This is a genomic window from Paracoccus sp. DMF-8, assembly GCF_029309835.1.
Taxonomy (GTDB): domain Bacteria; phylum Pseudomonadota; class Alphaproteobacteria; order Rhodobacterales; family Rhodobacteraceae; genus Paracoccus.
The window spans coordinates 14,787-41,455 of record NZ_JARJHL010000005.1; the positions used below are offsets into that span (position 1 = coordinate 14,787).

Genomic DNA, 26,669 nt, shown 5'->3' on the forward strand with positions numbered 1-26,669 from the left:
ATTATCCTCATGGCATCTCGCGATGAGGTGGCCGGGGTGGAGAAGGTTCGACGTCAGACCCATCCCCTCCGGTAATTATTCCAAGGATTGTCGTAAGTTCGGCGCTGCTGCGGCGGCGACCATCTTCAACGACCTGGCGGCGGACCGGCTCAGCGCGCCGTGGCCGATGGTGCGGCATCCATCAGTGCGTGGACAGCCGCCAATCACGCCGTATCGCGGGTGTAGGAGGTGATGATGCCGCCAAGCTGACGTCGGCAGCGGATTGGGCCGTCACGGGCAGGACGAAAGTCGACCTGAAGCACATTGTTCCCGATGTCCCGGCCTCGATGCGGACGCTCGACATTGTAATGGCGCACCCATGTGCGCAGGATGTAATCGAGCTGCGACCGGCTGAAGCAGACGAAGAAATCCAGGCATTCGCGCTTGATGGTGCCGATGAAGGATTCCGCGAAGGCATTGGCGTTCGGCGCCCGGTGCGGGATCTGGATGACCCGGGCAGCTTCCGACGCCCAGACGGCATCGAAGCTGGCGCTGAACTTGGTGTCGGCGTCGCGGATCAGGAAGCGCGGCGTGATCCCTTGTTCCGCGCACCACATCAGCGTATTGCGGGCCTGCTGCGTCACCCATGCCGCGCCCGGGGCATAGGTCGGGGCGCTGCAGAACACGCGGCGGCTGCCGAGATGGATGAAGATCAGCACATAGGCCGTCAGCGGCCCACGGGCGGTCAGCACGGTCTTGGTGAAGAAATTGCAGGCGACCATGCTTTCTATATGCGCCCTGATGAAGGTGGTCCATGGCAGGGCCGGCTTCTTTCGCCGCTTCTCGGGGCTGGGGTGGATGCCCGCCTCATCAAGAATGCGCTTGACCGAATTGGCGCCGGCATAGAGCCCGAGTTTTTTCAGCTCCCCGGCGATCCGCTTGTAACCCCAGAGGAGGTTTTCCGACCCGATGCGGATGACGACATCGCGCAGCTCCTGCGTCAGGCGCGGCCTGCCCACGGGTTTGAAGGGGCGCCCGTTGCGCATCTGGGCAAGCCAGCGCTTGTAGGTCGCGGGCCTAGCCACCTCCATGATCCCGTCGATATCGTGCCCACACTCCTCCCCGATGCGCAGAAGCTCGGCTTTCTCGGCGGGCGACAAGATTATCCTTTGCGCCGGGATGCGGGCCCGCAGAATATGGATCTGGGCCTTGAGCAGCCGCATCTGCGCGTTGTGCCGCGGCATGAAGAACCGGGCTAGGAAGACCATAAGGAGGGAGAACGACGAATTCATCTTGCCGGGCCCCAGCACGGCCCTTAAAAATTGCCGTCATGTCAATGCGATGAGGCGTGCCTACATTTTGGCACCCCGCTCAGGAAGACCAAAAGCGCGCGGGGCGGAAGATGGCCATCAGGCATCCCAGACCGGGGCTTCGATGAAGCGGTCAAACGCGGGCTTTCCCCGGAATTTTGCTGTCCGACAATGATGCGCAGGAGTTCGCGACGCCCCCGTGCAGCGCGATACAGGACGGGAGAGAGTTGGGTGCCGGGTTGGCTCCCTCCGGACCATGCTTTCTATATGCGCCCTGATGAAGGTGGTCCATGGCAGGGCCGGCTTCTTTCGCCGCTTCTCGGGGCTGGGGTGGATGCCCGCCTCATCAAGAATGCGCTTGACCGAATTGGCGCCGGCATAGAGCCCGAGTTTTTTCAGCTCCCCGGCGATCCGCTTGTAACCCCAGAGGAGGTTTTCCGACCCGATGCGGATGACGACATCGCGCAGCTCCTGCGTCAGGCGCGGCCTGCCCACGGGTTTGAAGGGGCGCCCGTTGCGCATCTGGGCAAGCCAGCGCTTGTAGGTCGCGGGCCTAGCCACCTCCATGATCCCGTCGATATCGTGCCCACACTCCTCCCCGATGCGCAGAAGCTCGGCTTTCTCGGCGGGCGACAAGATTATCCTTTGCGCCGGGATGCGGGCCCGCAGAATATGGATCTGGGCCTTGAGCAACCTCATCTGCGCGTTGTGCCGCGGCATGAAGAGCCGGGCTAGGAAGACCAGAAGGAGGGAGAACGTCGAATTCATCTTGCCGGGCTCCACCACGGCCCTTAAAAAAATTGCCGTCATGTCAATGCGATGAGACGTGCCTACATTTTGGCACCCCTCTCAGGAAGACCAAAAGCGCGCGTGACGGGAGAAGGACGTCAGGCACCCCAGACCGAGAGTCCGAGGTGCCCCCAAGACCCCGCCGAGGCGCGCGATGGCGGCGCAGCGATACCCTTCCAGAGCTGACGATGCGCGAAAGCCTTCGAAAAATGATCGCGCGGCAGTTCGCTTGAGCGCCTGCCACTACGCTGCTTCACACGGAGAGAGTTCGGTATCAGGTTGGCTCCCTCCGGCCGATTTCCTCGGCAGCATCGGACCGACCTTCAATGCCGTCACCGAGACGATCGGCGCAGACGCGCAGATCGACTGATTCGGGGCACAACCCATGGCGACATCGGCAGCGCCGTGGGCGAATGGCGCGGGTCTGCCCGGCGGTTACAGCCCCGCCTCGCGGAAGGTGTTGCAATCGTTCAGATTGCCGCTGTTGAATCCCTTGGTGAACCAGGATTGCCGGTCCGCGGCAGAGCCGTGGGTGAAGCTGTCGGGCATGGGCACCCTGCCCGCCTGGCTTTGCAGCACATCGTCGCCGACCGCGCCCGCTGCGGTGATCGCTTCGCGGATGTCGCTTTGGTCGATCGTGCCGAACTGGTCGCTGGCCTGCCGGGCCCAGATGCCGGCGAAGCAATCGGCCTGCAGTTCGGTCAGCACCGACAGTTGGTTGGAATCCGACTGGCTGGCGCGGGCACGGGCGCGGTTGACCTCTGGCAGCACGCCGATCAGGTTCTGGACATGGTGGCCGACCTCATGCGCGATGACATAGGCATAGGCGAAATCGCCGCCCGCCCCCATCTTCTGGCTCATCACGTTGAAGAAATCGGTATCCAGATACAGGCGCTGGTCGCCGGGGCAATAGAACGGCCCGATGGCCGAGGATGCCCCGCCGCAGGCCGATTGCACGACGCCGGAAAACAGCACCAGAGTCGGTTCGCGATAGGGGACGCCCGCCTGTTCGGGCAGGACGCGGTTCCAGACATCTTCGGTATCGGCCAGAACGACGGAAACGAACTGGCCAATCTCGCGTTCCTGCTGGGTCAGTTCGCGCGGCTCGCCGGTCTGCGCGCCCTGATCCATGCCCTGCACAAGCGGCGAGATATCTATCCCGAAGAAATAGCCGACCGCCAGAATCGCCAGCATGCCGACGACGCCGACCCCTCCGGCCCCCGAGGCGCTGATGCCGCGCCGGTCATCCACATTGCGGCTGCCACGCCGCCCCCGCCATTCCATAGGCCGACTCCCTGAAAGTCGATGTTTCGTTCAGTTCTGCGCAAAAACCGGCGTTGTGCAAGGGCGATCACGAAGCCGCAGGCAACCCGGGTCCCGGCCCGGTTTCGGGTTGACAGACGCGTTCCCACCGACGACCAACAGGCGCGATCAACGGAAGGCGGGCAGATGTTTGAATGGGTTGTCTCGACAATCGACGGCTGGGGCTATCCCGGCGTCTTTTTCCTGATGCTGGCCGAAAACGTCTTTCCTCCCATCCCGTCCGAAATCATCATGCCGCTGGCGGGCTTTCTGGCCGGAAGCGGCAAGCTGAACCTTGCCCTGACCATCATCGCGGGCACGATCGGCGCGGTTCTGGGCACGATGATGTGGTATTACATCGGCATGGCCATCGGCGAGGAACGGTTGAAGCGCTTTGCCGCGAAACATGGCCGCCTGCTGACCCTGTCGCCGTCCGATATCGACGCGGCCCATGTCTGGTTCGACCGCTATGGCGGCTATGCGGTGCTGATCGGGCGCCTGATCCCGACCGTGCGCACGCTGATTTCGGTGCCTGCGGGGCTGGCGAAGATGCCGATGTGGAAATTCCTGCTGTTCACGACCATCGGCACGCTGGTCTGGACCGCCTTCCTGACCGTCGCGGGGCTGGTTCTGCACAGCAATTACGCGCTGATCGCCGATTACATCGACCCGTTTTCCAAGCTGGTCGTGGTGACGGTGATCGCGGTCTATCTGTATCGCGTCATCACCTGGAAGCCGCATTGATCGTTCACGCAAAAGGCATTTGCCAGCACCGGGGCAGAATTCTAGGTCAGGGCCATGTTCGGATTGAATGACAGACAGTTGGCGGGTGCCGCCGGGGCCGGATCGGCGCTGCTGCTGATCGCGGCGCTTGGTTTTCAGTCGATGGGCTATGCGCCTTGCGAATTGTGCATCCTGCAACGCTGGCCGCATCTGGCCGCCGCCGTGATCGCGGCTGCGGTCTGGTTTCTGGGCTGGCGGCGCTGGCTGGTCCTGTTGGGCGTGCTGGCCGCCGCCACCGCGACCGGGCTGGCCATCTATCACAGCGGGGTCGAACTGAAGCTCTGGGCCGGGCCGCAGCATTGTTCGGGCGGCATCAGCGGCATGACCCAGATGTCCACGCAGGACCTGATGGCACAGCTGCAATCGGCCCCGGTCGTGCGTTGCGACGAGGTGTCGTGGAGCCTGCTGGGCCTGTCGATGGCGGGCTGGAACGCCCTGATCTCGGCCGGGCTGACGGTGATCTGGACGTTCTCGGCGCTTGGGCGCGACCCGCGCTGAAATCCGGCGCAAAAACCGGCAGAAATCCCGCATTTTCCACAGGAAACCCGCGCACCCCGCACCGCCATGATTGCACAAGGGCCATGGGGGGGATATACCACGTCCAACAATATCTTGAGGCTTGGCCGTGGTTGATACACCGGAAAACGAGAACGAAGACAACATCGCGCAGGACGAGGCAGCGACAGAGGCCGAACGCGCGGTGATGGTGCATGACGGGCCGGTCATCGACATCTCGCAAGAGATGCGGACCGCCTATCTGGACTATGCCATGTCGGTCATCGTCAGCCGCGCGATCCCCGATCTGCGCGACGGGCTGAAGCCGGTGCACCGCCGCGTGCTGTTCGCCATGCACGAAACCGGCAACACCCATGACAAGCCCTATCGCAAATCGGCCCGTCCGGTCGGCGACACCATGGGTAAATACCACCCCCATGGCGATGCCTCGATCTATGACGCGCTGGTGCGGATGGCGCAGCCGTTTTCGATGTCGCTGATGCTGCTGGACGGTCAGGGCAACTTCGGCTCGATGGACGGCGACAGCGCCGCCGCCATGCGCTATACCGAGGTGCGGATGCAAAAGGCCGCCGCCTTCCTGATGGCCGATATCGAAAAGGATACGGTCGATTTTCAGGACAACTACGACGGCAAGGACCGCGAGCCGACCGTCCTGCCCGCCCGTTTCCCGAACATGCTGGTCAATGGCGCGGGCGGTATCGCCGTCGGCATGGCCACCAATATCCCGCCCCATAACCTGGGCGAGGTGATCGACGCCACGCTGGCCCTGATCGACAATCCCGACCTGCCAAGCGAACGGCTGATGGAAATCGTCCCCGGTCCCGACTTCCCGACCGGCGGCATCATCCTGGGCCGTTCTGGCGCGCGCAAGGCCTATCTGGAGGGTCGCGGATCCATCATCCTGCGGGCCAAGACCCGGATCGAGGAAGGCCGGGGCGGCAAGTCCTCGATCATCATCGAGGAAATCCCCTATCAGGTGAACAAGGCCACGATGATCGAAAAGATCGCCGAACTGGCCAAGGAAAAACGGATCGAGGGCATCGCCCATGTTCAGGACAGATCCGACCGCATCGGTGTGCGCGTCGTCATCGACCTGAAACGCGACGCGACCCCCGATGTCGTGCTGAACCAGTTGTTCCGCTTTACCCCCATGCAGACCAGTTTCGGCGCCAATATGCTGGCCCTGAACGGCGGGCGCCCCGAACAGCTGACCCTGCGCGACTTTCTGGCCAATTTCATCACCTTCCGCGAGGAAGTTGTCGCACGCCGCACGGCCTATGAGCTGCGCAAGGCCCGCGAACGCAGCCATATCCTGTGCGGTCTGGCCGTGGCCGTCAGCAATGTCGATGAGGTCGTGGCCACGATCCGCGCATCCGCCGACGCGGCCGAGGCCCGCGAAAAGCTGATGACCCGGCGCTGGCCCGCGCATGAGATTCTGGAATATCTGCGCCTGATCGACGACCCGAAACATCCGGTCAACGAGGACGGCACCTATAACCTGTCCGAAGCCCAGGCCCGCGCCATTCTGGAACTGCGCCTGCAGCGCCTGACGCAACTGGGCGTCAAGGAAGTCACGGACGAACTGGCCGAACTGGCCGATGCGATCCGCGAATATCTGGCGATCCTTGCCTCTCGCGAGCGGATCATGGGCATCATCTCGGACGAGCTGCGCGAAGTGCGCGAGCTGTTCGCCGTCCCCCGCCGCACCGAGATTTCCGACTGGTCCGGCGATATGGACGACGAGGACCTGATCGAACGCGAGGATATGGTCGTCACCATCACCTCGGGCGGCTATATCAAGCGCACGGCGCTGGCCGAATTCCGCAGCCAGCGGCGCGGCGGCAAAGGGCTGTCGGGCATGGCGACCAAGGAAGACGATGTCGTCACCACGCTGTTCGTTGCCAATACCCATACGGAACTGCTGTTTTTCACCACCGACGGCATGGTCTACCGGCTGAAGACATGGCGCCTGCCGCTTGGTGGCCGCACCGCCAAGGGCAAGGCCATCGTCAATATCCTGCCGATCCAGCCCGGTGTGTCCATTGCCGCGCTGATGCCGGTCGATGCGCCCGAGGCGGAATGGGACGACTATCAGGTGATCTTCGCGACCTCTCAGGGCGACGTGCGCCGCAATGCGCTGTCGGATTTCGCCAATGTCAAACGCAACGGCAAGATCGCGATGAAGCTGCCCGAGGGCGTTGAACTGGTCGGCGTGCGCATGGCGACCGAAAACGACGATGTCATGCTGGTCACGGCCTCGGGCCGGGCGATCCGCTTCCAGACCACCGATGTCCGCGTCTTCAAGGGCCGCGATTCGACCGGGGTGCGCGGCATCCGTCTGGTCAATGACGGCGACAGCGTGGTGTCGATGTCGGTGATCCGCCATTTCGAGGCCGATCCCGCCGAACGCGCCGCCTATCTGAAGATGCGCCGCGCCGTCGAGGGCGCGCTGGATGACGGCGCCGAACCCGATGAGGACGAAACCGTCGAGGAAGGCAGCATCACCCAGGAACGCTATGCCGAAATGTCGGCGGCCGAGGACCTGATCCTGACCATCACCGCCAAGGGGGCGGGCAAGATTTCGTCCAGCTTCGACTATCCGCTGCGCGGTCGCGGCGGTCAGGGCGTCACCGCCATGGACAAGGCGATGCGCGGCGGCCCGCTGGTCGCCAGCTTCCCGGTCGAACGCGACGACCAGATCATGCTGGCCACCTCGACCGGCCAGTCGATCCGCGTGCCGGTGGACGGGATCAGTTTCCGGTCGCGTTCCGCCGGTGGCGTGCGCGTGTTCAATACCGCCGCCGGGGAAGAGGTCGTTTCGGTTGCCCGCATCGCCGAAAGTGGTGAAGATGAGGGCGAAGAACAGTCGCAGGAATAATACCCGCCCCCGCACCGGGGCGGCAGTGGTAGCGGTAAGGGCCAAGAGGCGCGTTGGGGGTGACGGTGGATGACGGCGACAACGCGCTGAGGCAGAAGCTTCAGACCGGGTTTCTCGGGGTCATCGCCTTCGCCGTCATCCTGTTCCTGCTGGTTCAGGCGAAATTCCTGCTGATCACGCTGAGCATCGCGATCATCATCTTTTCGCTGACTTCGGATGCGATATCCGCCTTTGCGCGGCTGAGGGTGCCGACCTGGTTCGCGACGACGCTGGCGCTGGCCGTCATCACCATCGGCCTGCTGTGGGTCGTGACCGCGCTGGTGGCGCAGGTCAACGAAATCGTCTCGACCGCGATCAGCTATGCCGAACGCGCCCAGAAACTGCTGCCGCAACTGACGGAATGGGCGGGGCCGAATGCGACGGTCGCCATCGACAGTTTCATCCGCAGCCTGGACCTGACCGGCTGGATCCGGTCGCTGGCGGCGCAGGCGTCCAACCTGGTGTCGGGCGTGGTCATGGTGCTGGTGTTCGTGGGCTTCATGTTCAGCGAAAGGATCTGGTTTCCGATCAAGATCGAGCGACTGACCAGCGATCCGGTTCAGGCGGACAAGGTCCAGCGCATCATTTCGTCGATCATGCGGCGCGTGAACCGCTATCTGGTGGTGAAAACCCTGGTCAGCGTGGTCACGGCCGCGCTGGTCTGGCTGACCTTTCGGCTGGCGGGGCTGGAACTGGCCGGCCCGATCGCCGTCATCACCTTTATCCTGAATTTCATCCCGACGATCGGCTCGATCGTGGCGACGATCATCGCGATCCTGCTGGCGCTGGCGCAGACCGGATCAGTGGGCGAAACCGTGGCCATCGGCGCGATCTGCACCGCCATCCAGTTCCTGATCGGCAATGTCATCGACCCGATGTTGCTGGGTCAGACGCTGCGCATGTCGACCTTTGGCATCGTCCTGTCGCTGGCGGTCTGGGGCGCGGTCTGGGGGCTGCCGGGCATGTTCCTGTCGGTGCCGATCATGGCCGCCGTGATGATCATCTGCGCCCATATTCCCTGGCTGCGCCCGCTGGCCATCATCCTGTCTCGGGAAGGTCTGGCCGATGAAAACCTGTTCGAAAACGACGCCCGCCCGGCGTCGCCGGCGGTCATGGACGTCCCTGATCTGAACACCACTACTACCGTTGGAGGACAGGACCGCGAAGCGGTCTGATCCCGCGACCGGACCCAACGCGGGGCGCCAGCAAGCAGCAGGCCTTGCCCGCGCCGCGCCTGTCGCGCCGCTAGTCGCGTTCGCGTTCCTGGCCGTAGCCCGTCACCTGCACCGGATCGTCGTCGGCGATATCCGCGCTTTCGGCCTCTTGCGGAGGGGCGGGCGTCCTGTTCGGCGTCGCGTCGTCGGACGCCTTGTCCGCCTGTTCCGCAGGCGCGGCGGGGCTGCTGTCGGGTGCCTTTGCCCCCGGCTTCAGCAGATCGCCCGCGTTGCGCAGCCACAGGTCGCGTTGGGCAAAGGGAATTTCGATGTTTTCCTCGGCGAAGCGCTTGGCGATGGCGTGGTTGATGTTCGAGACGACGCCAACGCCGCCGTTGATATCGGCGACCACGGCGCGCAGTTCGAAATCCATCGAATCCGCGCCGAAGGCGGTAAACATCACCACCGGAGCCGGGTTGATCAGCACGGTCGGCTGATCCTCGGCAATCTCCAGCAGGATCTTTTCGACCAGCCGCGTGTCGGTGCCATAGGCCACGCCGATGCGCACGATGATCCGGCCCGACAGGTTGTTGCGCGTCCAGTTCGTCACCGATTGGGTCACCAGATCCGAATTCGGAATGACAATTTCCGTCCGGTCAAAGGTCTGGATATGCGTGGACCGGACCGAGATGCGCTTGACGACGCCCTGATTTTGCCCGACCGCGATCCAGTCGCCGACGGTGACAGGACGCTCGATCAGCAGGATGATGCCGGAGACGAAGTTCGACACGATATTCTGCAGTCCGAAACCGATACCAAGCGACAGGGCACCCGCGACAAAGGCCAGCGAGGCAAGGTTGATCCCCGCCGCCGTGATCGCCAGCATCAAGGCCAGAATGATCCCGATATAACCGATACCCGCGACGATGGCATTCTGCCCGCCCGCGTCGATTTTCGTCTTGGGCAGGACCGTGCTGCGCATCGCACCCTGCACAAAGCGCGTGATCGAATAGCCCACCGCAAAGATCACCATCATCGCCAGAATGCCAGTGGGCGAAATGGTGATGCCGCCGAACGAAATGCCTTCGCGCAGCCTTGTCCAGTATTCGCCAAGCTCGGTGGCGCGCACGCCCCAGACCAGCGCGAAAAGCGGCACGAAGAACAGCGCCAGCACAAAGCCGATCACCAAAGGCATCAGCGCATCGCGCGCCGCCTGCCCGCCGCCCTTGGCCATGGCGTAAAGCTCGGTCGCGAAATCCTGCAACAGGATCAGCAGGCCGACCAGCGCCAGCGTCATCACGGTGGGCCACAGCATCGCATTGGCCAGCGTGGTAAAGCCGACCAGCGGCAGCACCGCCGCCACGACCGCCACCAGACGCGCCAGATTGCCCAGAATCGCGGCGAAGCGGCGGCGGTAACTGTCGCTGTCCGCCGCTGTGGTCTTGCCGATGTTGCGCAGGATATTGCCAAGCCGGAACAGGAAATACCCGCCCAACACCAGCAGCGGGTAATGCCAGACCACGGCCGAGCCGTCGGAAAACTCCATCGGGACGCGCAGCTTGTCATCGCTCGCCCCCGCAAACCCGCCCAGGGGCAGCGCGGCAAGGGTCAGATATTGATGCAGCGCCAGCACGACGGCCAGAATCGCGCCATTGAACCGCGCCTGATTGCGCTGGCGTTCGGTCGCGGGCAGCGAGCCGTCCTGAACCGCCGTGGCCACGCCCGATGCCGGAAACATGCCGCGCAGGATCCACAGGCCCACAAACACCGTCATCGCCGCCGGAGGCAGCAGGACCAGCAGGGGCCGCCCCCAATCCGCGAACAGATTGGTCGAAAACAGCGCGACGACCACCAGCACGACGCCCAGCACCGGCACGATGATCTGACCGAGCGAGACCCCGAATTCGACCACCGTCCGCGTGCGCTCGCTGGCGCGGGCCGACAGGCGCGAAGGTGCCTCGTTGATCCAGTCGCGGCCACGCGTCAGCAAAAGCACGGCCAGAACCATGCAGATCAGAACGATCAGGCCCCAGCTTTTCGCGCCCGCCCAACCGCCTTGCGCCTGAAACCGGCTGCGAACCTCGTCCGCGACGCCTGCGGCCAGCGTCACGCCGTCCTGCATCGCCAGTTTCCAGTTCGCCGGATTCAGCGGCACCGGGGCCGAACGCAGCAGTTCGGTCGCCTGCTGTTCGCGCTGCGCCCGGTCGATTTCCTGGATGATGCCATCGGCGCGGCCATGGGCCTCGACCGCGTTCAGCCCCGGGGCCTGCAATTCGGCCAGCTGATCGTTCAGCGCCTTGCGCCGCGCGGCGATATCGTCGGATCTGCTTTGGCCTTCGGCGGGAACCGGACCAAGCGCGGCGATCTGGTCCTTGAGCGTGCTGATGCGGGTCGCATTGGTGCCCTGCGCGTCACGAAAGGACTCGCGCCATTTGACGACCTCGGCCCGGATCGCTTCCAGCCGCGCGTCATTGGCGCTGCCCGATTGCAGGATCTGTTCGGCCTGCCCGGCCAGCTTTTCCCAGGCCGTGTAATCGGGCTGAGGCGTTTCCTGTGCATGCACAGCCGCGGCAAAGATGACCCACAGGCCGACGAAGGCTGCCAGAAGCGCGCGCATGGTCAGGATCAGTCCTCGAAGACGGCGGGGATATCGGCGGGCTTGCGGTCCATCCAGCCCGGCACGGGCAGGTTGCGGGCGCGCAGGAAATCGGGGTTGAACAGCTTGCTTTGATAGCGCGTGCCGCTGTCGCACAGGACCGTCACGATGGTCTTGCCCGGCCCCATGTCCCGCGCCATCCGGATCGCGCCCGCGATATTGATGCCCGACGATCCGCCAAGGCACAGCCCTTCGTATTCCAGCAGGTCGAAGACGACCGGCAGCGCCTCGGAATCCGGGATGCGGTAATTGAAATCGGGGGTAAAGCCTTCGAGGTTCGCGGTGATGCGCCCCTGCCCGATGCCTTCGGTGATCGAGGTGCCGGGGCTGTCGAATTCGCCCGTGGTATAGAAACTATACAGTGCCGCGCCTTCGGGATCGGCCAGACCGATCTTGACGCCCTTGGGCTGCAGGGCCATCGCGACCCCGGCCAGCGTCCCGCCCGAACCGACCGCGCAGATGAAGCCATCGACATTGCCGCCGGTCTGTTCCCAGATCTCGGGGCCGGTGGTTTCCAGATGCGCGCGGCGGTTCGCGGTATTGTCGAACTGATTGGCCCATATCGCGCCATTGGGTTCGGTGCGGGCCAGCGCCTCGGCCAGACGGCCCGAATAGCGCACATAGTTGTTGGGGTTCTTGTAGGGCGCGGCGGGAACCTCGACCAGTTCGGCACCGGCCAGCCGCAGCATGTCCTTCTTTTCTCGGCTTTGGGTTTCGGGGATGACGATCACCGAACGAAACCCCATCGAGGCGCCGACCAGCGCCAGACCGATGCCGGTGTTGCCGGCGGTGCCTTCGACGATCGTGCCGCCCGGTTTCAGAACGCCGCGTTCGACCGCATCCTTGATGATATACAGCGCGGCGCGATCCTTGACCGACTGGCCGGGGTTCATGAATTCGGCCTTGCCAAGGATGGTGCAACCCGTCGCCTCGGACGCCCGGCGAAGCTTGATCAGCGGCGTATGACCGATGGCAGAGGCAAGATCAGGGCAGATGCGCATATCGCGGCCTTTCACAGAAACGGTTACGCACAGTTATACGTCTGCTGTTTGTCGCGGCAAGGGCGAGCGGGTCAAATCGCCGCGCCCTGCCCCGCAAGCTGCCCCGCGCCCTGCCCCGCAAGCTGCCCCGCGCCCTGCCCCGCGACGGGTCCGGCTCCGTTCGCGCCCGTTTCCAGTTCGGCGCGGAGGCGGTCGGCATGGCGATCCAGCCACAGCGCCAGCACCAGAAGCGGGCCGTTGCGGATCCGGCCGCTGTCGACCATATCCATCAGTGCGCTGCGGCTGACCAGATGCGACCGGATATCCTCGTCTTCGGATGCCAGCCCGGCGATACCGGCCGCGCCATCAGGAAGATCGGCGATCCCGATGTAAAGATAAAGAAATTCGGCGACCGCGCCGGGGCTGGGATAATGCGCCGGGGCCGAAAAGACCTGACCTATCGCGATGCCCGCCTCCTCCACCGCCTCGCGGCGCGCGGCGGCTTCGGGCGCTTCACCGGCATCGACGCGGCCCGCGATGGCTTCATACAGCCAGGGTTCACGGTCGCCGCGCGCCGCAGGTCCGGCGCGGAACTGGTCGATCAGCAAAACCCGATCCCGGACCGGGTCCCAGGGTAAAAGAACCGTCGCGTCGCCCGAAACGAAAACCGCCCGCTCCAGCGGGTCGGACCAGCCGCCCGAATTCAGCGAATGCCGCAGGCGCAGGCTTTCGACGGAAAAGAAATGGGCATAGGGTTCGCTGCGCGACAGCAGTTCCCACGCGCCGCCCCCCGGTCCAAGCGTAGTCGGTCCAAGCGGGGTCTGGGGTTCGGATTCGCCGCGCAGCCGGGACGCGACCCAGCCCGCGACCGAGGGCAGCCGCGCCCGGATCCGTTCCGCCGCCATGCCGATATCCAGCCCGACCAGCCAGGCCGCCATCGCCGCCGCAAGCTGCGGGTTCCAGTCACGCTCCTGCCCGGTATCCTCGTCGCCAGCCGCGGGACCAGCGCCAAGCCCCAGCACGCCGTCCTGCGCGGTCAGGTCAAAGATCTCGGCATAGCGGCACAGTTCCGCCGTCCATTCGACGCGCAGGGCGGGAATGTCTTCGGCACCCGGCAGCCGCCGCGGCCAGCCGTTCAGCGCAATCCCCGCCCGCGCGCCGCCGATCAGCCGCCCGGACAGGCGACAAGGCTCACCCCGCAGATTCAGCGCGGCCATCATCTCTGGATGGGCCAGAGGCCCGGCAATCACGATCAAATTCCCTCTCCGCTCAGGGCCGCGCCGCTGATGATGCCCACCTCGAACGACAGGCGCATGAAAACTGCATCAAAGGCGCGGTTGAGGCAAGCGGACAGGATGCGGGCCTCGGGGGTGGCCACGAAAACGATCAGCGCCTCGATTTCCGCGTCATCCAGCGGCTGATAGGCCAGCAGCAACATGCGCCGCACCCATTGGCTGATTTCGGGCCGCAGCCGATCCTCGATCAGGGTCGCATCGACGGTAAGCTCTTGCGGATCCGGCCTTTCCCCGATCGCGGCATAGAATCCGCGCGTGCTCTGGATGCTGCCGTTCAGCCCGGAAACCACGCCGGTTTCCACCACATCGGTCGCGGCGATCAGCCTTTCGATCTGGTCAAGGCGCGGATCGCCACGTTCCTGCGCCTGCGACAGCATCTCATCGGCGACCTGCATCTGGTCGGGGTCCAGCAAAACCCGCCGCGCCGACAGTTCCAGCCCGACCAGCCGCCGGCCGGGCGGACTGTCATAAAAACGCAACGCCATGTCGATGACCTGCGGATCCTGCGCGGCCAGTTCAGCCGAAAGCGCCGCCGACATCAGCCGGGACAGCCGTTCGGGCGCATAGATGCGTTGCAGGTTGATCCGCAGGACCGCCGAATCGTCGGGCCCCATCCCCTCGCCCAGAGACAGCAGCAGTTCAGAAACCGCCTCATGGGCCATCATGTCCAGAAGCCGATCCAGATGGATCAGGTCATTGATATCATGTTGAATGATGGACAGCCGCGTGGTGCTGGCACCAGTGCTTTCCGCCCTTGCGGGCGCAGGCCCCACGCCCAGAAAACAGAAAATGGCGGCCATCACGATGGCTATCAGCAACCAGAACCTCCTTGTTACGCGACTGTCGAAGTTTTTCGCGCGAACCCTCTTGCGCTTCAACCCATGCCGGTCTAAATGCCTGCCTCACCACCCAAGAAGCGCGGAGAGGTGCCGGAGTGGTCGAACGGGGCGGTCTCGAAAACCGTTGAGCCTTCACGGGTTCCGTGGGTTCGAATCCCACCCTCTCCGCCACTTGCCCCTGCGAAAGCGTTCTCCCGATCCGGCTGCGGCCGGATTTTTCCGTTGTTTTCGAGGGTTATGCGGGTGGGGCTGAGCACTGGCATCGGCGCCAGGAGGCCTGGAAGCGGTCTCTCCAGGGCGATATTCTCCGAACCTGATGACTGCGCCCGTTTGATGAATTTCTTATAAGCCCTTGTGAGATATCAAGAAAATCCAGCGTCAGAAATTGCTTGGATTGGAGTCGCGTTTGCGTCTGCCGCGACCGGGTTCGGAAGTTCTCAGGCCATGGCCCTTTCCAACCTCTGCTTCCGACGCTTCCAATCGGGCATCACCTTGTAGAGTAGCTCGAAGAAGGCAGCACCGTGATGAGGCTCCGCCACATGGCAGAGCTCGTGGGTGATCACGTAGTCGATGGCGTCGACCGGCGCCTGCACGAGGCGGCGGTTCAGCAGCAGGCGTCCGGCCGGCGACATGGACCCCCATCGCTGCCGGGTCTGGCGTACGATGAGACCTTTCGGCCTGAATGCCTCCGGATCCGGGAAGTGGCCGAGACAGAGCTCGATCCGCTCCGGGAACTTGATGTGTGCCCGGTCCCGGTACCATGCCTCGACCAGTTCGCGCGTCACCTCCGGCCTGGTCGGCCGGTGTGTCTGCACAACGATGAAGCCGCGGATCAGCTTCACGCTTTCCTGGACATGCGGGACGACCTTCAGCCGATACTGGCGCCCGAGGTAGAGATGGGTCTCACCGGCGACAAAACTGCGCTCCGGTGTTCTTGGAAGGAACTGGGCGAAGTACCGCTGCTGCCGCGTCACCCATGCCGCGCGCTTCCGCAGCTTGGCTTCTATTGCGTCGAGCGTCGCGTCCTCCGGGGCCGCGATCACCACCGAAGCATCCGGCTCGACAGCGATCTCTAGCGTCTTCCTCGGACGGCGGACGATCTCGTACCGGATCTCCTGCTCGCCGTACTGCAAGCAGTGCATTTCCCGCGTCATGCCGCGAACCGGGCCCGAGCAAGATCCATGATCTTGAGTTCGAGATCGTCGAGCACCTCCACGGGCAGGTCGACGCCCCTCTCGTCACGCAGAACGTCGAAGAAGTAGTCATCAATGGCATTGTGCAGTTTGTTCTGGGCCACTTCGTTCGACCAGATGTCGACGATCAGGTGGGACTTGATGATGTCGATGATCTCCAGGGCGATGGATGCTGCTTCGACCGAGAACTCGGCAGTGACGTGGAAGACATTGTTCTCCGGCCGCACCCAATCGATGTAGCGGAACGAGTAGCTCTTCGAGTCGCCTTCGATGGACCGCGCCGAGGCGCTCCTCGAGATGCTTGACGCGCTGGGAGATGGCAGACGGTGTCACATGGAGTGACGCCGCGGCACGCTCGAAACTTCCGGTCCGAACGACTGCGGCAACGGCGCGGAGGGCGGCGTAGTCGATCACGGTTCAGTTTTCCTTAATCAGGGTCAGCATCCTTAATTTGTCTAATCCGTCGTTAGGTCTTAGCTCAAGTCGAAACGCTTGGAATGGGACGCCCGCCAATGGACCTGGCCGTTTTCTTCACCGGAATGATGATGAGCCTCAGCCTCATCGTGGCCATCGGAGCGCAGAACGCTTTCGTGCTGCGGCAAGGTTTGCGCGGCGAACATGTCCTCCCCGTCTGTCTGGCCTGCGCGATCTCGGACGCGATCCTCATCACAGTGGGGGTGACCAGCTTCCGTACCGTCTCGGAATGGTTGCCCTGGCTCGAGCCTGTGATGCGCTACGGCGGCGCCGCCTTCCTGATCTGGTATGGCCTGAAGAGCCTTCGCTCGGCGCTGCGTTCGAACGAGGCGCTGGCGGCCGATGTCTCGCTGGCGACGACCGATCTTTTCCGCACGCTGGTTGCCTGCCTCGCCATCACCTGGCTGAACCCGCATGTGTATCTCGACACGGTCGTCCTGCTGGGCACCATCTCCACCCAGTTCACGGACAGCCAGGGGTCCTTCGCGATCGGTGCGATTCTCGGATCGTTCGTCTTCTTCTTCGCCCTCGGCTACGGTGCCATCAAACTGCGCCCGGTGTTCGAGCGACCGGCGGCCTGGCGCATTCTCGAAACGCTCATCGCAATGGTGATGTGGCTTATCGCCTTCAAGTTGCTGGCCGGAACCTGAGAGTACGCGCTCGTGTTCTCGACGGCGCCGATGATCAGCCTCTACCGCCGCGCCCGGCGCGGGATCGAAGGCGTCCTGGCCGTCTTCTTCGGGTTTGCCGGCCTGCGCCTGCTCTTGTCACGCGTTTGAGGGAGTTGCTCGCATGACCTTGTTTACCGGCCTCTCAGCCTTTCCCCTCACGCCCACCGACGAAGAAGGGCAGCTGGAGCCCCAGCTTCTGCAACGCTTCCTCGAGCGGATCGTGGCAGCTGGTGCGGATTCCATCGGGCTCCTCGGCAGCACCGGCGGATATGCGTACCTGACGCCGGAGGCACGCAAGCGCACGCTGCGGGCCGCCGTGGAGTGCGTGGCGGGCCGAACGCCGCTCATCATCGGTGTCGGCGCCCTTACGACCCATGTTGCCGAGGAGCTCGCGCGAGACGCCCGGAAGGCCGGGGCGGATGGCCTGCTTCTCGCGCCCATGTCCTATCAGCCGCTGACCGAAGAAGAGGTCTTCCAGCATTTCGAGACCGTCGCCGCAGCCGGGGAGCTGCCGCTGTGCATCTACAACAACCCGGGCACCACGAAGTTCACTTTCAGTCCGGACCTCATCGCGCGCGTCGCCAGGATCCCGAACGTGGCCGCCGTGAAGATGCCGTTACCGGCGGACGGAGACTACGTCACCGAGCTGCGTCGCTTGCAGGAGATGACTCCGCAGGGCTTTTCCATCGGCTACAGCGGCGACTGGGGCGCAAAGGACGCGCTGCTCGCCGGCGGCGCCTGCTGGTACAGCGTCGTGGCCGGTCTCCTACCGGAACCCGCCGTGGCGCTCACGCGCGCTGCGCAGTCCGGAGATGCGGCCGAGGCCGAGCACATCGACCGCGCCTTTGGCCCCCTTTGGGCGCTCTTCCGTGAGTTCGGGAGCTTCCGGGTGATGTTCACCATCGCTGAAGTTCTCGGCTATGGTCGTCTCACTCCGCCGCGTCCGGTCCTTCCGCTGGAGGAGGCAAACCGGCAAAGGGTCGAGTTGACCTTGCGTTCGCTTCTCGATGCCGTCTGAGGCCTGAGGGACCAATTGTTCAGGCGGTCGCCTGACCGGTCGCCACCGTTTCGGACAGGATCCATTTGGTGATGCCGCAAGCCGGAACTGGTCGAAGTAACCGTCTCTGCACTCGCGGCCTGACAGGAAATCATGCCCACCCCCCGCGAAACCATCCTCGCCGCGCTTCATGCGCGGCTCTCGGCGCTGCCCGCGACCACTCTGCGGGGCGAGGTGATGCCCGAGCGCGTGCCGGCCGAGGGGTTGCTGATCCTGCGTGACGGCGAGCCGGGGGAGCCGGAGGTGACGCTGTCGCCGCTGGCCTACCACTACCAGCACCGCGCCGAGATCGAGGCTGTCGTGCAGGGCCCCGACCGTGACGCCGCCTTCGACACGCTCGTCGCAAGCATCGGCGCGGCGCTCACCGCCGACCGCACGCTGGGCGGCCTCTGCGACTGGGTCGAGGCGGAAGCGCCGCGTCCGGTCGATCTGCCGGTCGAGGGCGCGGCCAGCCTGAAGGCGGCCGTGATCCCGGTGGTGCTGCACTATTCCACGGCCGATCCGCTCGGCTGAGGGCCTGCTGGTCGTCTTCGATGGCGCGGGCTGGATCGGCACGACGCCTGCGGCGCTGCAGAACCTCACGCTGCTAGGCCTCGCCGCCCGCCCGTGCATGCGGGTAGCTCTGCGCTACGGCGCCATCGCGTTCGCCGTGCTCTTGTTCCTGCTTTCGCTTCGGCGCTCCGGCGAGCGAGCGGGACGCCTCGCCGAGCGCCTTGAAACCACGGAGAAGGCCAATGACGTCCAACGTCGGATGCTGGAAGCGGCGGCTCGCCGTCCTCGCGATCACCACGAGCTTGCTGAGCGGATGCGGGACGGTTCGTTCTGAGCATGGCAGGCTCGCAACTTGCCCGCCCGTGGTCGAATACAGCCGGGGATCTCAGGCGCAGGCTAGCTAAAGATAGGCTGCTGCCGTCCGAAGAATCGACCAATCACGAACACTCATTCCAACTGCTCCAGGGTGACGGAAAAGGTCCCGGTGACGGGAACGCCCTGCGACAGGTCGATGTCGTTGCCAAAGTTGTCCGAAGGTCCCAGCATGCCCTCGAAGCTGCCGCTGATACTCAGTTGCGTGCCGTCGATCGAGTGATCGTCGAGGGTGACGCTCAGCCCGCCACGCTCCTGCTCTTCGCGGCCATAAAGCACGGCGACGCGCTCCTTGATCTCGTACAGACTCATATCCAACTCTGGCGCGCTCGGTTCCCAGCGGGACGCCTCGAAGCCCAAGGATACAACGATTGGCTCTTCCCCGTTATCGGTGAAATCGCGCACATGGATGTTGATCGAAGGCCAGTCCTCGCTGCCGCTCCAGTCGCTCTGTTCGGCCCAGACGGGGATGGTCCGTTCCGCGCCCGCGATCATCACGGTTATCTCGCCCGAACTTTGGGCCTGACCGAAGGTGGCGAAAAGGCCGGCCGCGAGGGCTGTGCCGATGAAAAGGGGTCTGATGTGCATCATGTGGCTCCGTTGCCGATCATTGGTCGTCTTGGGAAAACACGTGTCGCCGCAGCCAGTCGTTGATCTCGTCGGCGATCCTGCCGGGGCCGTCCCCTGACACGCCCCAGCCCGACAGCGGAATCCTGGTCGCGGGCCGGGTGTTGCGGAATACGAGCATCACCTTCGAGGTCGCCCGCTCCTCGGCGGAGGTATGAGTGCGCTCGAGTTCGGCACTGTCCAGCGCGTCGAGAGGATAGGTGTCCGATCGCGGGCGGAACCGCGAGTCTCGGCTGACAGTCACCAGCCTTGACGCCTTGTCGAGCGTCAGGATCGTACGTTGGGACAGGGAGGCGTGGCCAAGGTAAAATGCGCCGTTGAGGCCCACCAGCAGGATCAGCCCGGTCATCACCTCGCCGCCCAGAAGATGTGCCAGCCCGAAAACTGTGACCGGAACCACCGGCAGCATCACGAACCACAGAATGAAACGGGGTATGGCTAGTTCGATCTCGAACCGCTTGGGGGTGTTCAGCCGCGCCATCATGGCCGAGGCTCCCCCGTTTTCGACAGCCAAGAAGAAAATGAAGCATCCATCGCGAGCAGATCCGGCAGGGTCACGGCATCCCCAGACCGGTGTCGATCCGGCCCTCGACGAGTTTGCATGTTGTCGGCGCATCGCTGCGGCAGAGGGAGGCGACGAACCTGGCCTCCATCCGGCCTGCGCCATCGAGGTCGAGCCGTTCGAGCATAAGCTTGGGCGGGTACGGCGCCCCATCGCTTTGCCGTGCAGGGCCGGTCGCGCCGTCGGGACGGATGTCGATGGTAATGCCCGCAGGGGCCGAGTCTGCCGAAGGCTTCCCTTCGAAAATCAGATTGATGTGAAAATCCCCGTCCCCCATGGCGTTGATGTCGATCAGGGTCAGCGGACCGATATCGTTGACCTGTGCCATGGTGGAACCGTCTTCCATCCGCAGCACCTCCCACATCAGGTCGGCGCCATCCAGATAGGCCGTCACGGTGCCGACCGAGTCGAATGCGAGCGCCGGCGTGGCGGCGACGCAAAATCCAAGAAAAAGCCGTCTCAACAAGATCACCTCCGGCTCAGGCTGACTTCGCGGGCGCCTCTGCCCGAGTTCCATTTCGTCCCCATCGCCTCCGTTTCGGAGAAGAAGCTGATGATGCCGTCCGCACGCCGTGCGCCGCTGCCGATGTGCCAGGAGAATTGGGGGGCGAGGCCCATGTCGCAGCCAAGCACGAAGGCCCATTCGGCCACGTCCGGTTTGATCGCGAACATGCTGGGGTCCATCGGTGCGCCCTTCACGAAATCATAGCGCAATTCCCTGTTGCCACCCCGCACCGGGACGAGTTCGGTCCGCATCCCGTCGGCGGCGATGTAGAGCCGGTTGCGCATCCGATCGTAGACGATCTCGAGAACGTTCCTGTGGACACCCATCGTTGCACCGATGCCAGCGGCGGTCTCGGTCCAAGTACCTTCAAGCAGCGGTCCGATGCGCCGCAGGTCGAGTTTGTCGGCGCCCCGCGGTGCCTCGGAACAGATCTCGTTCGGTATGGCGATGTTCTGCTGGGCCGCAGCCGGCGCGGCGGTCATGACAAGCAGGGCGGAAGGCGCTGCGCGGATCATTCGATTGCTCCGATGGTGACGAGTGCCCGTGCGATAATGCGGCCCGAGGCGCCGACGCGGTAACGCAGCTCGTATGTTCCGGCCACGTCCGGGGCTTTCAGCTTGGCAGGCGACCCCCAACGTGTCTGCGTCGCTGTGATGCGGGCATCGTCAGGAGAACCGGTATCGGCCAGCACGATCTCGTCCTTTGGGCCGGCGGGGCCGGTCCAAACGACTTCGAAACGTTCACCCGGGGGGGCGGTCTCCGGCGGCGTGATGCTGGCCTCGGTCGCGATCAGCGTGATCGCGCGCGTGGCGAGGATGCGCTGCGGCTCATATTGCTCGTAGCGCAGCTCGAAAGTGCCAGTCTCGTCGGGTAAGCGCAGCGTCACGGGGCTGCCGTTCCGGGTCAGCGTCACCGCCAATGTCTCGCCGACCGCCGCGCCGGGGCTGGCCAGCGTGATGCGGTCGCCCTCGGCGTCGGGGCCGGACCATCCGACATCGAGGCCTCCGCCCGCCGGGGCGGTTTCGGGTGCCTCGAGCGAAGCCTCGAGGCGATTCTCGGTCAAGGGCACGGCCACGCGCTGGACGATGTCGGGCCGGACGGTCAGGGCCATCTCGCCGGAGTGGCCCGGTGCAGAGGCTGCCACGCGGTATTCGCCGGGCAGCAGGTCGATGTCAAGAGGATCGCTCCCTTCGCCTTCGGCGACGACCGCGCCATCGGAACTGGTGATCTGCCAGTCGGCTGCACCCAGCGGTGCTCCGGTTTCGGCAGAGACCGCATGAAGCGACATGACGACCGTGACCGTGACGGGTTCGGCGGACGTCACCTGCGCAAGTGCAGCGGCCAGTTCCGCCCCGGTCGCAGCCTCGAGCAGCAATCCCCCCGTCTGATCCGGCAGGCAGGATAGCGCGCCAACCTCGCCCGGCGCCATGCCGAAACCCACGACATGCGCGCGCAGGGCGATGCCTTCGGCGGCAAATCGTTCAGCCAGCGCGCAGGGATCGCCGCCGCAAGTCTCCAGCCCGTCGGTGATCAGCACGATATCGGCGGCCTCGGCGGTGTCGGGGATCTGGTCACGCGCCACCCGCAGCGCATCGGTGAGCGGCGTCATGCCCTGGGGGATCAGCCCGACAATCCGGTTGGCCTGGCCCGCGCCGATATGGCGGCCCATCGGCGTAACCACCTCGATATCTCCGCAATCGCCACGCCGGTTGTGACCATAGGCCACGATCGCATAGGGCGCGTCGGGATCGCGGTCGACGAAGTAGTTTCCCATGACATCGCGCGCCACTTCGATCCGACTCAGATCGCCTTCGAGCCGGTTCCACATCGAGCCCGAGGCGTCGAAGACGATCACGGTGACAGGATCAGCCGCCAGCGGAGTGGCAGCGCAGAAGGCGGCGGTGAAGATTGCGTTCCGCATCAGTCGAGCCTCGGCTGCAGGTTCGGGCAGGGCGCATAGCGTTCCGCCCAACCGTCACCGATCACGATGAGATCGCCGCCCATGCGCGTCATCAGCAGGGTGCGTTCGCGCCAGTCCTGTCCCTCGCCCCGGCAATCGGCCCAGTAGAGCGTGGCGTTTTCCCAGCCCTCGACGCTTCGGGGGTCCGTCAGATGGCAGCTTGATTCACAATAGACGATCCGGTCGCCCTGCAGCGTCACGCGCTGGTCGCTGACTGGGGCCGCGCAGTCGAAGCCGTCATAGACGCCACCCGCGGGGGCTGCTGCCACGGGGGCGGCAAGCATGATCATTGCAATGGCAGTCGCGCGCATGTTCAGTTCACCTGCTCCAGCCGCGCGTCAAAGCTCAAGGTCACGGGGCGCGTTTCCGAGTCAGGTCCGCCGCTGATATCGCCGGTCACGGTGCCGGTGAGGCTCACAACTCCATCCGTCGCGGAAAAATCCGCCAGGTCCAGCGTCAGGCTGTCCTGATCGCCCCGCCAGTTGCGCCCCATGTCACGCGCGAAGACGATGTCGAGCGTCACCTCCTGCGGCGCGGGCAATTCGCCATTGAACGCCAGCGTCAGCATGAAAGGCCCCTGATCGCCCTCTGTCTGTGCGGCGGCAAAAGATGCGTCGGCGTAACTTCCGATGATCGTCGCGTCCGAAAGATCGGGCGAGATCGACAGTTCCAGCGGCTGCTCCCCGAAACTGCCGATGACCTGACCGCCCGGTTCCTCAGCAATGGCAGCCGTCGCCAGAAGACAGGAGAGAGCGCAAATTCCGATCGCGCGGCGCATGGAAGCGTTTATGAACATGTAACGTTCTCCTTGTTGAGCCGCAGGATATGCACTCGCGCAGCTTCGCGCCCCGTCCGTTTGAATGGGGCGCCGCGGAAAAAATATGTGCTAGCATCCATTCAGGCCTCATTATTCACGCGATTCTCATGACGTTTACGCATCGCCTCTATTCATGCCTTCTCGTGCTGGCGATGATCGCTCTTGCCGCGCCGAAAGCGATTGCGGAAAGCCCGCTGTTGACGCTGACGGGTGCGGTGGATGGCGGGCAGGTGGAGATATCGCGCTCCGATCTGGATGCGTTGGAGTGGCACGAGATCGCGACCTCGACGACCGTCACCGACGGACGACCGCTCTTCAGAGGGGTCCTGATGCGTGACATCCTGGCGCTGGCCGAAGCGCGGGGCGAGATGGTGACCGCGCGTGCGCTGAACGACTACGTCATCGACATTCCTGTCGGCGACTTCCACAAATTTGACGTGATCGCGGCGCTCTACATGGACGGGACCGCCCTGACACCGCGCGACAAGGGGCCGATCTGGATCGTCTATCCACGCGACGATCACGGGGTGTTGGCCGACATCCGCTATGACATGAGATGGGTCTGGCAACTCGTCGCACTGCATGTGCAATGACGCGCTTCTCGGGTCCGCTGCGCTATGGCGGTCTTGCCGCGCTGATCGTTGGCTGCATCGGGCTTCTTCTGATCTCTGCGGTCAACATCGTCCGGATCGAGCGGCAGATGCAGATCTCCGCAACCGAGAACATGACCTGGATTTTCGGGCAGACCCAGATCGAGGCGCTGAACCTTGCCGCGGCTCTGTCGGACGACGCAGACCCAACCGAGGTCCAGCTTCGCTTCGATCTTCTGGTGTCGCGGCTGAACCTCCTGCGCGACGGACCACAATGGCGGTTCCTCAGCGAGGCGGGACTGGCCGAGGGCCTGATGGGTTGGCGCGACGGGTTGCTGGCCCTCGATCCGGCCGAGGGCGGCGACCGGGCGGCGCTGGCGGCGCATGTGGCGGCGCTGTCAACGGCGCTTCGCGGCAAGGCAAGCCGGGTGATGTCGCGCGAGTGGCAGCTCCAGTCCGAACGCCTGGACAGTTTGGGCCGATTGCACCTGCTGGCGCTCGGAACCATCTTGGGAGCCTTGATTTCTGGAGCAGTGCTGGCGGCACTCCTCATCGATCGCGAAAGACGGCTGATCCGGTCCAAGATGGACCGGCTGCGCGCCGAGCGACTGGAGCGTGATCTCAACCAGGAAGCGCAGACCTCCGAAGGCTACCGGCGCTTCAGCGACCTGATCGCGCATCAGGTGCGCACGCCGCTCGCCGTGATCGACAGCGCGATGCATCGGCTGTCGCGGCCGGGTGAGCCGCCGTCGCCCGAGATCATTCGCGCCAAGGCGGAGGTCTCCCGCGAGGCGGTGGCGCGCCTTGTCCGGCTGACCGATACGGCACTTCTCATGGCGCGGGTCGATCGGGGTACTGTCGCACCAGAACTGGCGTGCCATGACCTGGACAGGATCGCGGCTGCCGCCATCGAAGACCTACACGGCTCGGTCAGACCGCTGGACACCGACCGGGTGATCCTCGGCAGCGGCAACCGGCAGGTCCCCGCAATCTGCGACCCGGTCCTCACTGGCGAGATTCTCGCAAACCTGCTGCGAAACGCCTTGCTCTACTCTTCGCCCGACAGCGAGATCGACGTCAGGCCAATGCTTGGCGGCGAAATGGCCATCTGCGACATCAGTGACAGAGGCCCGGGGATGACGCCGGAAGAACTGGCTGGCGCCTTCGAGGACTTCGCGCGCGGGGCACGTCACCGCGATCTGCCAGGTTCGGGTCTGGGGCTGCCACTCGCCCGCCATCTCGCGCGGCTCCAGGGCGGCGACGTGACCCTTGCCCCGCGCGCCGGCGGCGGGCTGGTCGCGCGGCTGACCCTTCCTGGCGCGGTGACGGCATGAACGCCCCCCTGATCCTGTGCATCGAAGACGAGCCTTCGCTGCGAGACGATATCGCCGCCGAACTGGGCGAGGCGGGCTATGAGGTCATCCAGGCGGCTGATGCCCGCGACGCTCTCGAACGGCTCGACGACCGGCGCCCCGATCTCATCCTTTGCGATATTGTCATGCCAGGAATGGACGGCCGCGCCTTGTTGGCCCATTTACGGTCCGCCCGGCCCGAGCTGAATGGTATCCCCTTCGTGTTCCTGACCGCCCTTTCGTCGCTCGAGCAGATGATCGAGGGCCGCAGGGCGGGGGCCGACGATTATCTCACCAAGCCAATTGACTACGATCTTTTGCGGGCGATGATCGCGGCCCGTCTCGACCAGGTGGCCCGCCTACGGTCTGCGGGCGGGCGTGAGGCGGAAACAGACGCGTTGGACCGCCTGACGGTCGGGGTCGTGCTGCTGGACGTGGAAGGCGGCGTGTGCCATGCCAATCTTGCGGCAATCGAGCTGGCGCGTGATGCCGGCATCACTCTTGAGCCGCGCTTGACCGGGAAGGGCGAGGGTGGCCGCAAATTGGCCGGGTTACTCGCGCGGATCCTGTCAGGCAGCGAGAGCGGTGCTGCCCTGTGGCTGGATGACGGTTTGCGCCGCGTGATGGTGCTGGGCCGTCCGTTTGGTGCGGGCCCGACGCGGGACGCCGTCGCAATGCTCACGCTCAGCGATCCCGACCGCCAAGAAGCGCTCGACTCTGCGGTGCTGCGGCAGCTGTTCGATCTGACGCCGACCGAGGCAAACGTCGCCCGACTTGTCGCCGAAGGGCTGCGGCGCGATCAGGTCGCTGCACGGTTGGGCGTCTCGCCCAACACCGTCGCCTTTCACCTGCGCAACGTCTTCAACAAGACCGGTACCCGCCGCCAGGCCGATCTGATGGCCCTGATCCTGTCGATGCCGATGACGTGGAGCGATCCATGATCGGCGCGCTGAAACCGGCTGAAACCCGATGACACCGAGAAGACATCCAGAATGAAAACAAAATTGATTCCACTTGCCTTTTGCGTTGCGTGCATTGCGCCCCCCGCTCTCGCCGAAACGGCGAGGGAACGCACCGTCGCCGCGATCAAGGCCGCGGGCTGCGTTGTCGACGGCTCCAACGTCAACGATGTTCTGGACGGCCTCGGGTTGAGCGACGCGGAATTCCGCGTAATCGGGGAGGGACTTGTCGCCGACGGTCTGGCCGATGTGTCCCAAATGGGAGTCTTTCGGTTGACGACCCCCGGCTGCACCATAGCCGGAGCAACTCCAACCGAACGCACCGTCGCCGCGATCGCGGCCGCCGGCTGCACCGTGGACCGGTCGAACATCAACGAGATACTCAACGGATTGGGACTGGCCGACGAAGAGCTCCGCGAGATCGGCGAGGCGCTGATGGCCGAAGGACTGGCGGAGCTGTCGGATACAGGCGCGTTCCGGCTGACCACCGCTGGCTGCCGGTGAAGGCAAAAGGGCGT

At 64.5% G+C, this 26,669-nt stretch carries 28 protein-coding genes, 1 tRNA gene and 1 pseudogene; 13 read left to right on the forward strand and 17 right to left on the reverse strand.

The genetic code is table 11. The features are described 5' to 3' along the window. Window positions 1-203: 203 nt before the first annotated feature. From PE067_RS03430 to PE067_RS03440, 3 genes are all read right to left on the reverse strand, one after another. Window positions 204-1,289: an integrase core domain-containing protein gene (locus PE067_RS03430; RefSeq protein WP_276187852.1), complete on the reverse strand. Its 1,086-nt coding sequence runs from the start codon at window positions 1,287-1,289 to the stop codon at window positions 204-206. A 99-nt stretch (window positions 1,290-1,388) separates the two neighbouring features. Beyond that, window positions 1,389-2,099, reverse strand: a complete 711-nt coding sequence (locus PE067_RS03435) for a hypothetical protein (protein WP_276187853.1) — start codon at window positions 2,097-2,099, stop codon at window positions 1,389-1,391. A 414-nt stretch (window positions 2,100-2,513) separates the two neighbouring features. Next, window positions 2,514-3,362 carry a zinc metallopeptidase gene (locus tag PE067_RS03440; protein WP_276187854.1) on the reverse strand — a complete coding sequence of 283 codons (849 nt, stop codon included), beginning with the start codon at window positions 3,360-3,362 and terminating at the stop codon, window positions 2,514-2,516. Between the two features lie 165 nt (window positions 3,363-3,527). Here PE067_RS03440 and PE067_RS03445 point away from each other — a divergent pair, with 165 nt between their 5' ends. The 4 genes from PE067_RS03445 (at window position 3,528) to PE067_RS03460 (ending at window position 8,771) form a co-directional block, all read left to right on the forward strand. Continuing rightward, window positions 3,528-4,124, forward strand: a complete 597-nt coding sequence (locus PE067_RS03445) for a DedA family protein (RefSeq protein WP_276187855.1) — start codon at window positions 3,528-3,530, stop codon at window positions 4,122-4,124. A 54-nt stretch (window positions 4,125-4,178) separates the two neighbouring features. Further along, a complete protein-coding gene (locus PE067_RS03450; RefSeq protein ID WP_276187856.1) occupies window positions 4,179-4,661 on the forward strand; it encodes a disulfide bond formation protein B in 483 nt (160 codons plus the stop codon). A gap of 205 nt (window positions 4,662-4,866) precedes the next feature. Then, window positions 4,867-7,557, forward strand: coding sequence for a DNA gyrase subunit A (gyrA, locus tag PE067_RS03455; protein ID WP_276188287.1), 2,691 nt, complete (start codon window positions 4,867-4,869; stop codon window positions 7,555-7,557). Between the two features lie 59 nt (window positions 7,558-7,616). After that, entirely contained in the window at window positions 7,617-8,771 is a 1,155-nt protein-coding gene (locus PE067_RS03460) for an AI-2E family transporter (protein ID WP_276187857.1), read from the forward strand. A gap of 70 nt (window positions 8,772-8,841) precedes the next feature. Here PE067_RS03460 and PE067_RS03465 read toward each other — a convergent pair whose 3' ends face one another. The 4 genes from PE067_RS03465 to PE067_RS03480 all read right to left on the reverse strand — a co-directional run bounded on the left by PE067_RS03465 (window position 8,842) and on the right by PE067_RS03480 (window position 14,499). Then, window positions 8,842-11,367 carry a DUF3772 domain-containing protein gene (locus PE067_RS03465; RefSeq protein ID WP_276187858.1) on the reverse strand — a complete coding sequence of 842 codons (2,526 nt, stop codon included), beginning with the start codon at window positions 11,365-11,367 and terminating at the stop codon, window positions 8,842-8,844. An 8-nt stretch (window positions 11,368-11,375) separates the two neighbouring features. Then, window positions 11,376-12,407 carry a cysteine synthase A gene (locus PE067_RS03470; protein ID WP_276187859.1) on the reverse strand — a complete coding sequence of 344 codons (1,032 nt, stop codon included), beginning with the start codon at window positions 12,405-12,407 and terminating at the stop codon, window positions 11,376-11,378. Window positions 12,408-12,478: 71 nt separating this feature from the next. Continuing rightward, a complete protein-coding gene (locus tag PE067_RS03475; protein ID WP_276188288.1) occupies window positions 12,479-13,636 on the reverse strand; it encodes an NUDIX domain-containing protein in 1,158 nt (385 codons plus the stop codon). Window positions 13,637-13,638: 2 nt separating this feature from the next. Beyond that, window positions 13,639-14,499 (reverse strand): DUF2059 domain-containing protein, encoded by an 861-nt coding sequence (locus tag PE067_RS03480; protein ID WP_276187860.1) that lies wholly within the window; start codon window positions 14,497-14,499, stop codon window positions 13,639-13,641. A 102-nt stretch (window positions 14,500-14,601) separates the two neighbouring features. Here PE067_RS03480 and PE067_RS03485 point away from each other — a divergent pair. Beyond that, a tRNA-Ser gene (locus PE067_RS03485) sits at window positions 14,602-14,691 on the forward strand. 266 nt (window positions 14,692-14,957) lie between these two features. Here the strand turns inward: PE067_RS03485 and PE067_RS03490 are convergent. The 3 genes and pseudogenes from PE067_RS03490 to PE067_RS03500 form a co-directional block, all read right to left on the reverse strand. Beyond that, entirely contained in the window at window positions 14,958-15,674 is a 717-nt protein-coding gene (locus PE067_RS03490; protein WP_276187861.1) for a SprT family zinc-dependent metalloprotease, read from the reverse strand. Then, window positions 15,671-15,940: a hypothetical protein gene (locus tag PE067_RS03495; RefSeq protein ID WP_276188315.1), complete on the reverse strand. Its 270-nt coding sequence runs from the start codon at window positions 15,938-15,940 to the stop codon at window positions 15,671-15,673. Before PE067_RS03495 ends, PE067_RS03490 begins: the two co-directional genes overlap by 4 nt. A gap of 52 nt (window positions 15,941-15,992) precedes the next feature. Then, a pseudogene (locus PE067_RS03500) lies at window positions 15,993-16,127 on the reverse strand (LysR family transcriptional regulator); the annotation flags it as partial. Window positions 16,128-16,225: 98 nt separating this feature from the next. Between PE067_RS03500 and PE067_RS03505 the strand changes: the two are divergent. The 4 genes from PE067_RS03505 (at window position 16,226) to PE067_RS03520 (ending at window position 18,741) form a co-directional block, all read left to right on the forward strand. Beyond that, window positions 16,226-16,837, forward strand: a complete 612-nt coding sequence (locus PE067_RS03505) for a LysE/ArgO family amino acid transporter (protein ID WP_276187862.1) — start codon at window positions 16,226-16,228, stop codon at window positions 16,835-16,837. Between the two features lie 142 nt (window positions 16,838-16,979). Beyond that, complete coding sequence (locus PE067_RS03510) at window positions 16,980-17,876, forward strand: dihydrodipicolinate synthase family protein (protein ID WP_276187863.1); 897 nt, start codon at window positions 16,980-16,982, stop codon at window positions 17,874-17,876. A gap of 132 nt (window positions 17,877-18,008) precedes the next feature. Next, entirely contained in the window at window positions 18,009-18,428 is a 420-nt protein-coding gene (locus PE067_RS03515; RefSeq protein WP_276187864.1) for an acyl-CoA transferase, read from the forward strand. Between the two features lie 97 nt (window positions 18,429-18,525). Next, entirely contained in the window at window positions 18,526-18,741 is a 216-nt protein-coding gene (locus PE067_RS03520) for a hypothetical protein (RefSeq protein WP_276187865.1), read from the forward strand. Between the two features lie 113 nt (window positions 18,742-18,854). Here the strand turns inward: PE067_RS03520 and PE067_RS03525 are convergent, their stop codons facing one another. The 7 genes from PE067_RS03525 to PE067_RS03555 all read right to left on the reverse strand — a co-directional run bounded on the left by PE067_RS03525 (window position 18,855) and on the right by PE067_RS03555 (window position 23,229). After that, window positions 18,855-19,370 carry a hypothetical protein gene (locus tag PE067_RS03525; protein WP_276187866.1) on the reverse strand — a complete coding sequence of 172 codons (516 nt, stop codon included), beginning with the start codon at window positions 19,368-19,370 and terminating at the stop codon, window positions 18,855-18,857. A gap of 16 nt (window positions 19,371-19,386) precedes the next feature. Further along, window positions 19,387-19,890 carry a hypothetical protein gene (locus tag PE067_RS03530; protein ID WP_276187867.1) on the reverse strand — a complete coding sequence of 168 codons (504 nt, stop codon included), beginning with the start codon at window positions 19,888-19,890 and terminating at the stop codon, window positions 19,387-19,389. 70 nt (window positions 19,891-19,960) lie between these two features. Continuing rightward, on the reverse strand, window positions 19,961-20,431 hold the full coding sequence (locus PE067_RS03535) for a hypothetical protein (protein WP_276187868.1): 471 nt from the start codon (window positions 20,429-20,431) through the stop codon (window positions 19,961-19,963). A 5-nt stretch (window positions 20,432-20,436) separates the two neighbouring features. Further along, entirely contained in the window at window positions 20,437-20,988 is a 552-nt protein-coding gene (locus PE067_RS03540; RefSeq protein WP_276187869.1) for a hypothetical protein, read from the reverse strand. Then, the gene (locus PE067_RS03545; protein ID WP_276187870.1) at window positions 20,985-22,394 is read right to left on the reverse strand and encodes a VWA domain-containing protein; all 1,410 of its coding nucleotides are present in this window, start codon (window positions 22,392-22,394) and stop codon (window positions 20,985-20,987) included. Before PE067_RS03545 ends, PE067_RS03540 begins: the two co-directional genes overlap by 4 nt. Then, the gene (locus tag PE067_RS03550) at window positions 22,394-22,744 is read right to left on the reverse strand and encodes a hypothetical protein (RefSeq protein ID WP_276187871.1); all 351 of its coding nucleotides are present in this window, start codon (window positions 22,742-22,744) and stop codon (window positions 22,394-22,396) included. Before PE067_RS03550 ends, PE067_RS03545 begins: the two co-directional genes overlap by 1 nt. A gap of 2 nt (window positions 22,745-22,746) precedes the next feature. After that, on the reverse strand, window positions 22,747-23,229 hold the full coding sequence (locus tag PE067_RS03555; protein ID WP_276187872.1) for a hypothetical protein: 483 nt from the start codon (window positions 23,227-23,229) through the stop codon (window positions 22,747-22,749). A gap of 29 nt (window positions 23,230-23,258) precedes the next feature. Between PE067_RS03555 and PE067_RS03560 the strand changes: the two genes are divergently transcribed. Genes PE067_RS03560 through PE067_RS03575 form a run of 4 tightly spaced genes read left to right on the forward strand, consistent with a single transcriptional unit; the run spans window position 23,259 to window position 26,655 of the window. After that, a complete protein-coding gene (locus tag PE067_RS03560; RefSeq protein WP_276187873.1) occupies window positions 23,259-23,843 on the forward strand; it encodes a hypothetical protein in 585 nt (194 codons plus the stop codon). Next, on the forward strand, window positions 23,840-25,174 hold the full coding sequence (locus PE067_RS03565) for an ATP-binding protein (RefSeq protein ID WP_276187874.1): 1,335 nt from the start codon (window positions 23,840-23,842) through the stop codon (window positions 25,172-25,174). The genes PE067_RS03560 and PE067_RS03565 overlap by 4 nt, the downstream gene beginning before the upstream one ends. Next, the gene (locus PE067_RS03570) at window positions 25,171-26,133 is read left to right on the forward strand and encodes a response regulator (protein ID WP_276187875.1); all 963 of its coding nucleotides are present in this window, start codon (window positions 25,171-25,173) and stop codon (window positions 26,131-26,133) included. The genes PE067_RS03565 and PE067_RS03570 overlap by 4 nt, the downstream gene beginning before the upstream one ends. 51 nt (window positions 26,134-26,184) lie before the next feature. Then, window positions 26,185-26,655, forward strand: coding sequence for a hypothetical protein (locus PE067_RS03575; RefSeq protein WP_276187876.1), 471 nt, complete (start codon window positions 26,185-26,187; stop codon window positions 26,653-26,655). The last annotated feature ends 14 nt before the right edge of the window (window positions 26,656-26,669 follow it).

Coding starts and splice junctions, on each gene's coding strand:
- PE067_RS03435 (WP_276187853.1), bottom strand. CDS start 2,099: ATGACGGCAATTTTTTTAAGGGCCGTGGTGGAGCCCGGCAAGATGAAT.
- PE067_RS03440 (WP_276187854.1), bottom strand. CDS start 3,362: ATGGAATGGCGGGGGCGGCGTGGCAGCCGCAATGTGGATGACCGGCGC.
- PE067_RS03445 (WP_276187855.1), top strand. CDS start 3,528: ATGTTTGAATGGGTTGTCTCGACAATCGACGGCTGGGGCTATCCCGGC.
- PE067_RS03450 (WP_276187856.1), top strand. CDS start 4,179: ATGTTCGGATTGAATGACAGACAGTTGGCGGGTGCCGCCGGGGCCGGA.
- gyrA (WP_276188287.1), top strand. CDS start 4,867: ATGGTGCATGACGGGCCGGTCATCGACATCTCGCAAGAGATGCGGACC.
- PE067_RS03465 (WP_276187858.1), bottom strand. CDS start 11,367: ATGCGCGCGCTTCTGGCAGCCTTCGTCGGCCTGTGGGTCATCTTTGCC.
- PE067_RS03470 (WP_276187859.1), bottom strand. CDS start 12,407: ATGCGCATCTGCCCTGATCTTGCCTCTGCCATCGGTCATACGCCGCTG.
- PE067_RS03490 (WP_276187861.1), bottom strand. CDS start 15,674: ATGACGCGGGAAATGCACTGCTTGCAGTACGGCGAGCAGGAGATCCGG.
- PE067_RS03505 (WP_276187862.1), top strand. CDS start 16,226: ATGGACCTGGCCGTTTTCTTCACCGGAATGATGATGAGCCTCAGCCTC.
- PE067_RS03510 (WP_276187863.1), top strand. CDS start 16,980: ATGACCTTGTTTACCGGCCTCTCAGCCTTTCCCCTCACGCCCACCGAC.
- PE067_RS03515 (WP_276187864.1), top strand. CDS start 18,009: ATGCCCACCCCCCGCGAAACCATCCTCGCCGCGCTTCATGCGCGGCTC.
- PE067_RS03520 (WP_276187865.1), top strand. CDS start 18,526: ATGCGGGTAGCTCTGCGCTACGGCGCCATCGCGTTCGCCGTGCTCTTG.
- PE067_RS03525 (WP_276187866.1), bottom strand. CDS start 19,370: ATGATGCACATCAGACCCCTTTTCATCGGCACAGCCCTCGCGGCCGGC.
- PE067_RS03530 (WP_276187867.1), bottom strand. CDS start 19,890: ATGATGGCGCGGCTGAACACCCCCAAGCGGTTCGAGATCGAACTAGCC.
- PE067_RS03540 (WP_276187869.1), bottom strand. CDS start 20,988: ATGATCCGCGCAGCGCCTTCCGCCCTGCTTGTCATGACCGCCGCGCCG.
- PE067_RS03545 (WP_276187870.1), bottom strand. CDS start 22,394: ATGCGGAACGCAATCTTCACCGCCGCCTTCTGCGCTGCCACTCCGCTG.
- PE067_RS03550 (WP_276187871.1), bottom strand. CDS start 22,744: ATGCGCGCGACTGCCATTGCAATGATCATGCTTGCCGCCCCCGTGGCA.
- PE067_RS03555 (WP_276187872.1), bottom strand. CDS start 23,229: ATGTTCATAAACGCTTCCATGCGCCGCGCGATCGGAATTTGCGCTCTC.
- PE067_RS03560 (WP_276187873.1), top strand. CDS start 23,259: ATGCACTCGCGCAGCTTCGCGCCCCGTCCGTTTGAATGGGGCGCCGCG.
- PE067_RS03565 (WP_276187874.1), top strand. CDS start 23,840: ATGACGCGCTTCTCGGGTCCGCTGCGCTATGGCGGTCTTGCCGCGCTG.
- PE067_RS03570 (WP_276187875.1), top strand. CDS start 25,171: ATGAACGCCCCCCTGATCCTGTGCATCGAAGACGAGCCTTCGCTGCGA.
- PE067_RS03575 (WP_276187876.1), top strand. CDS start 26,185: ATGAAAACAAAATTGATTCCACTTGCCTTTTGCGTTGCGTGCATTGCG.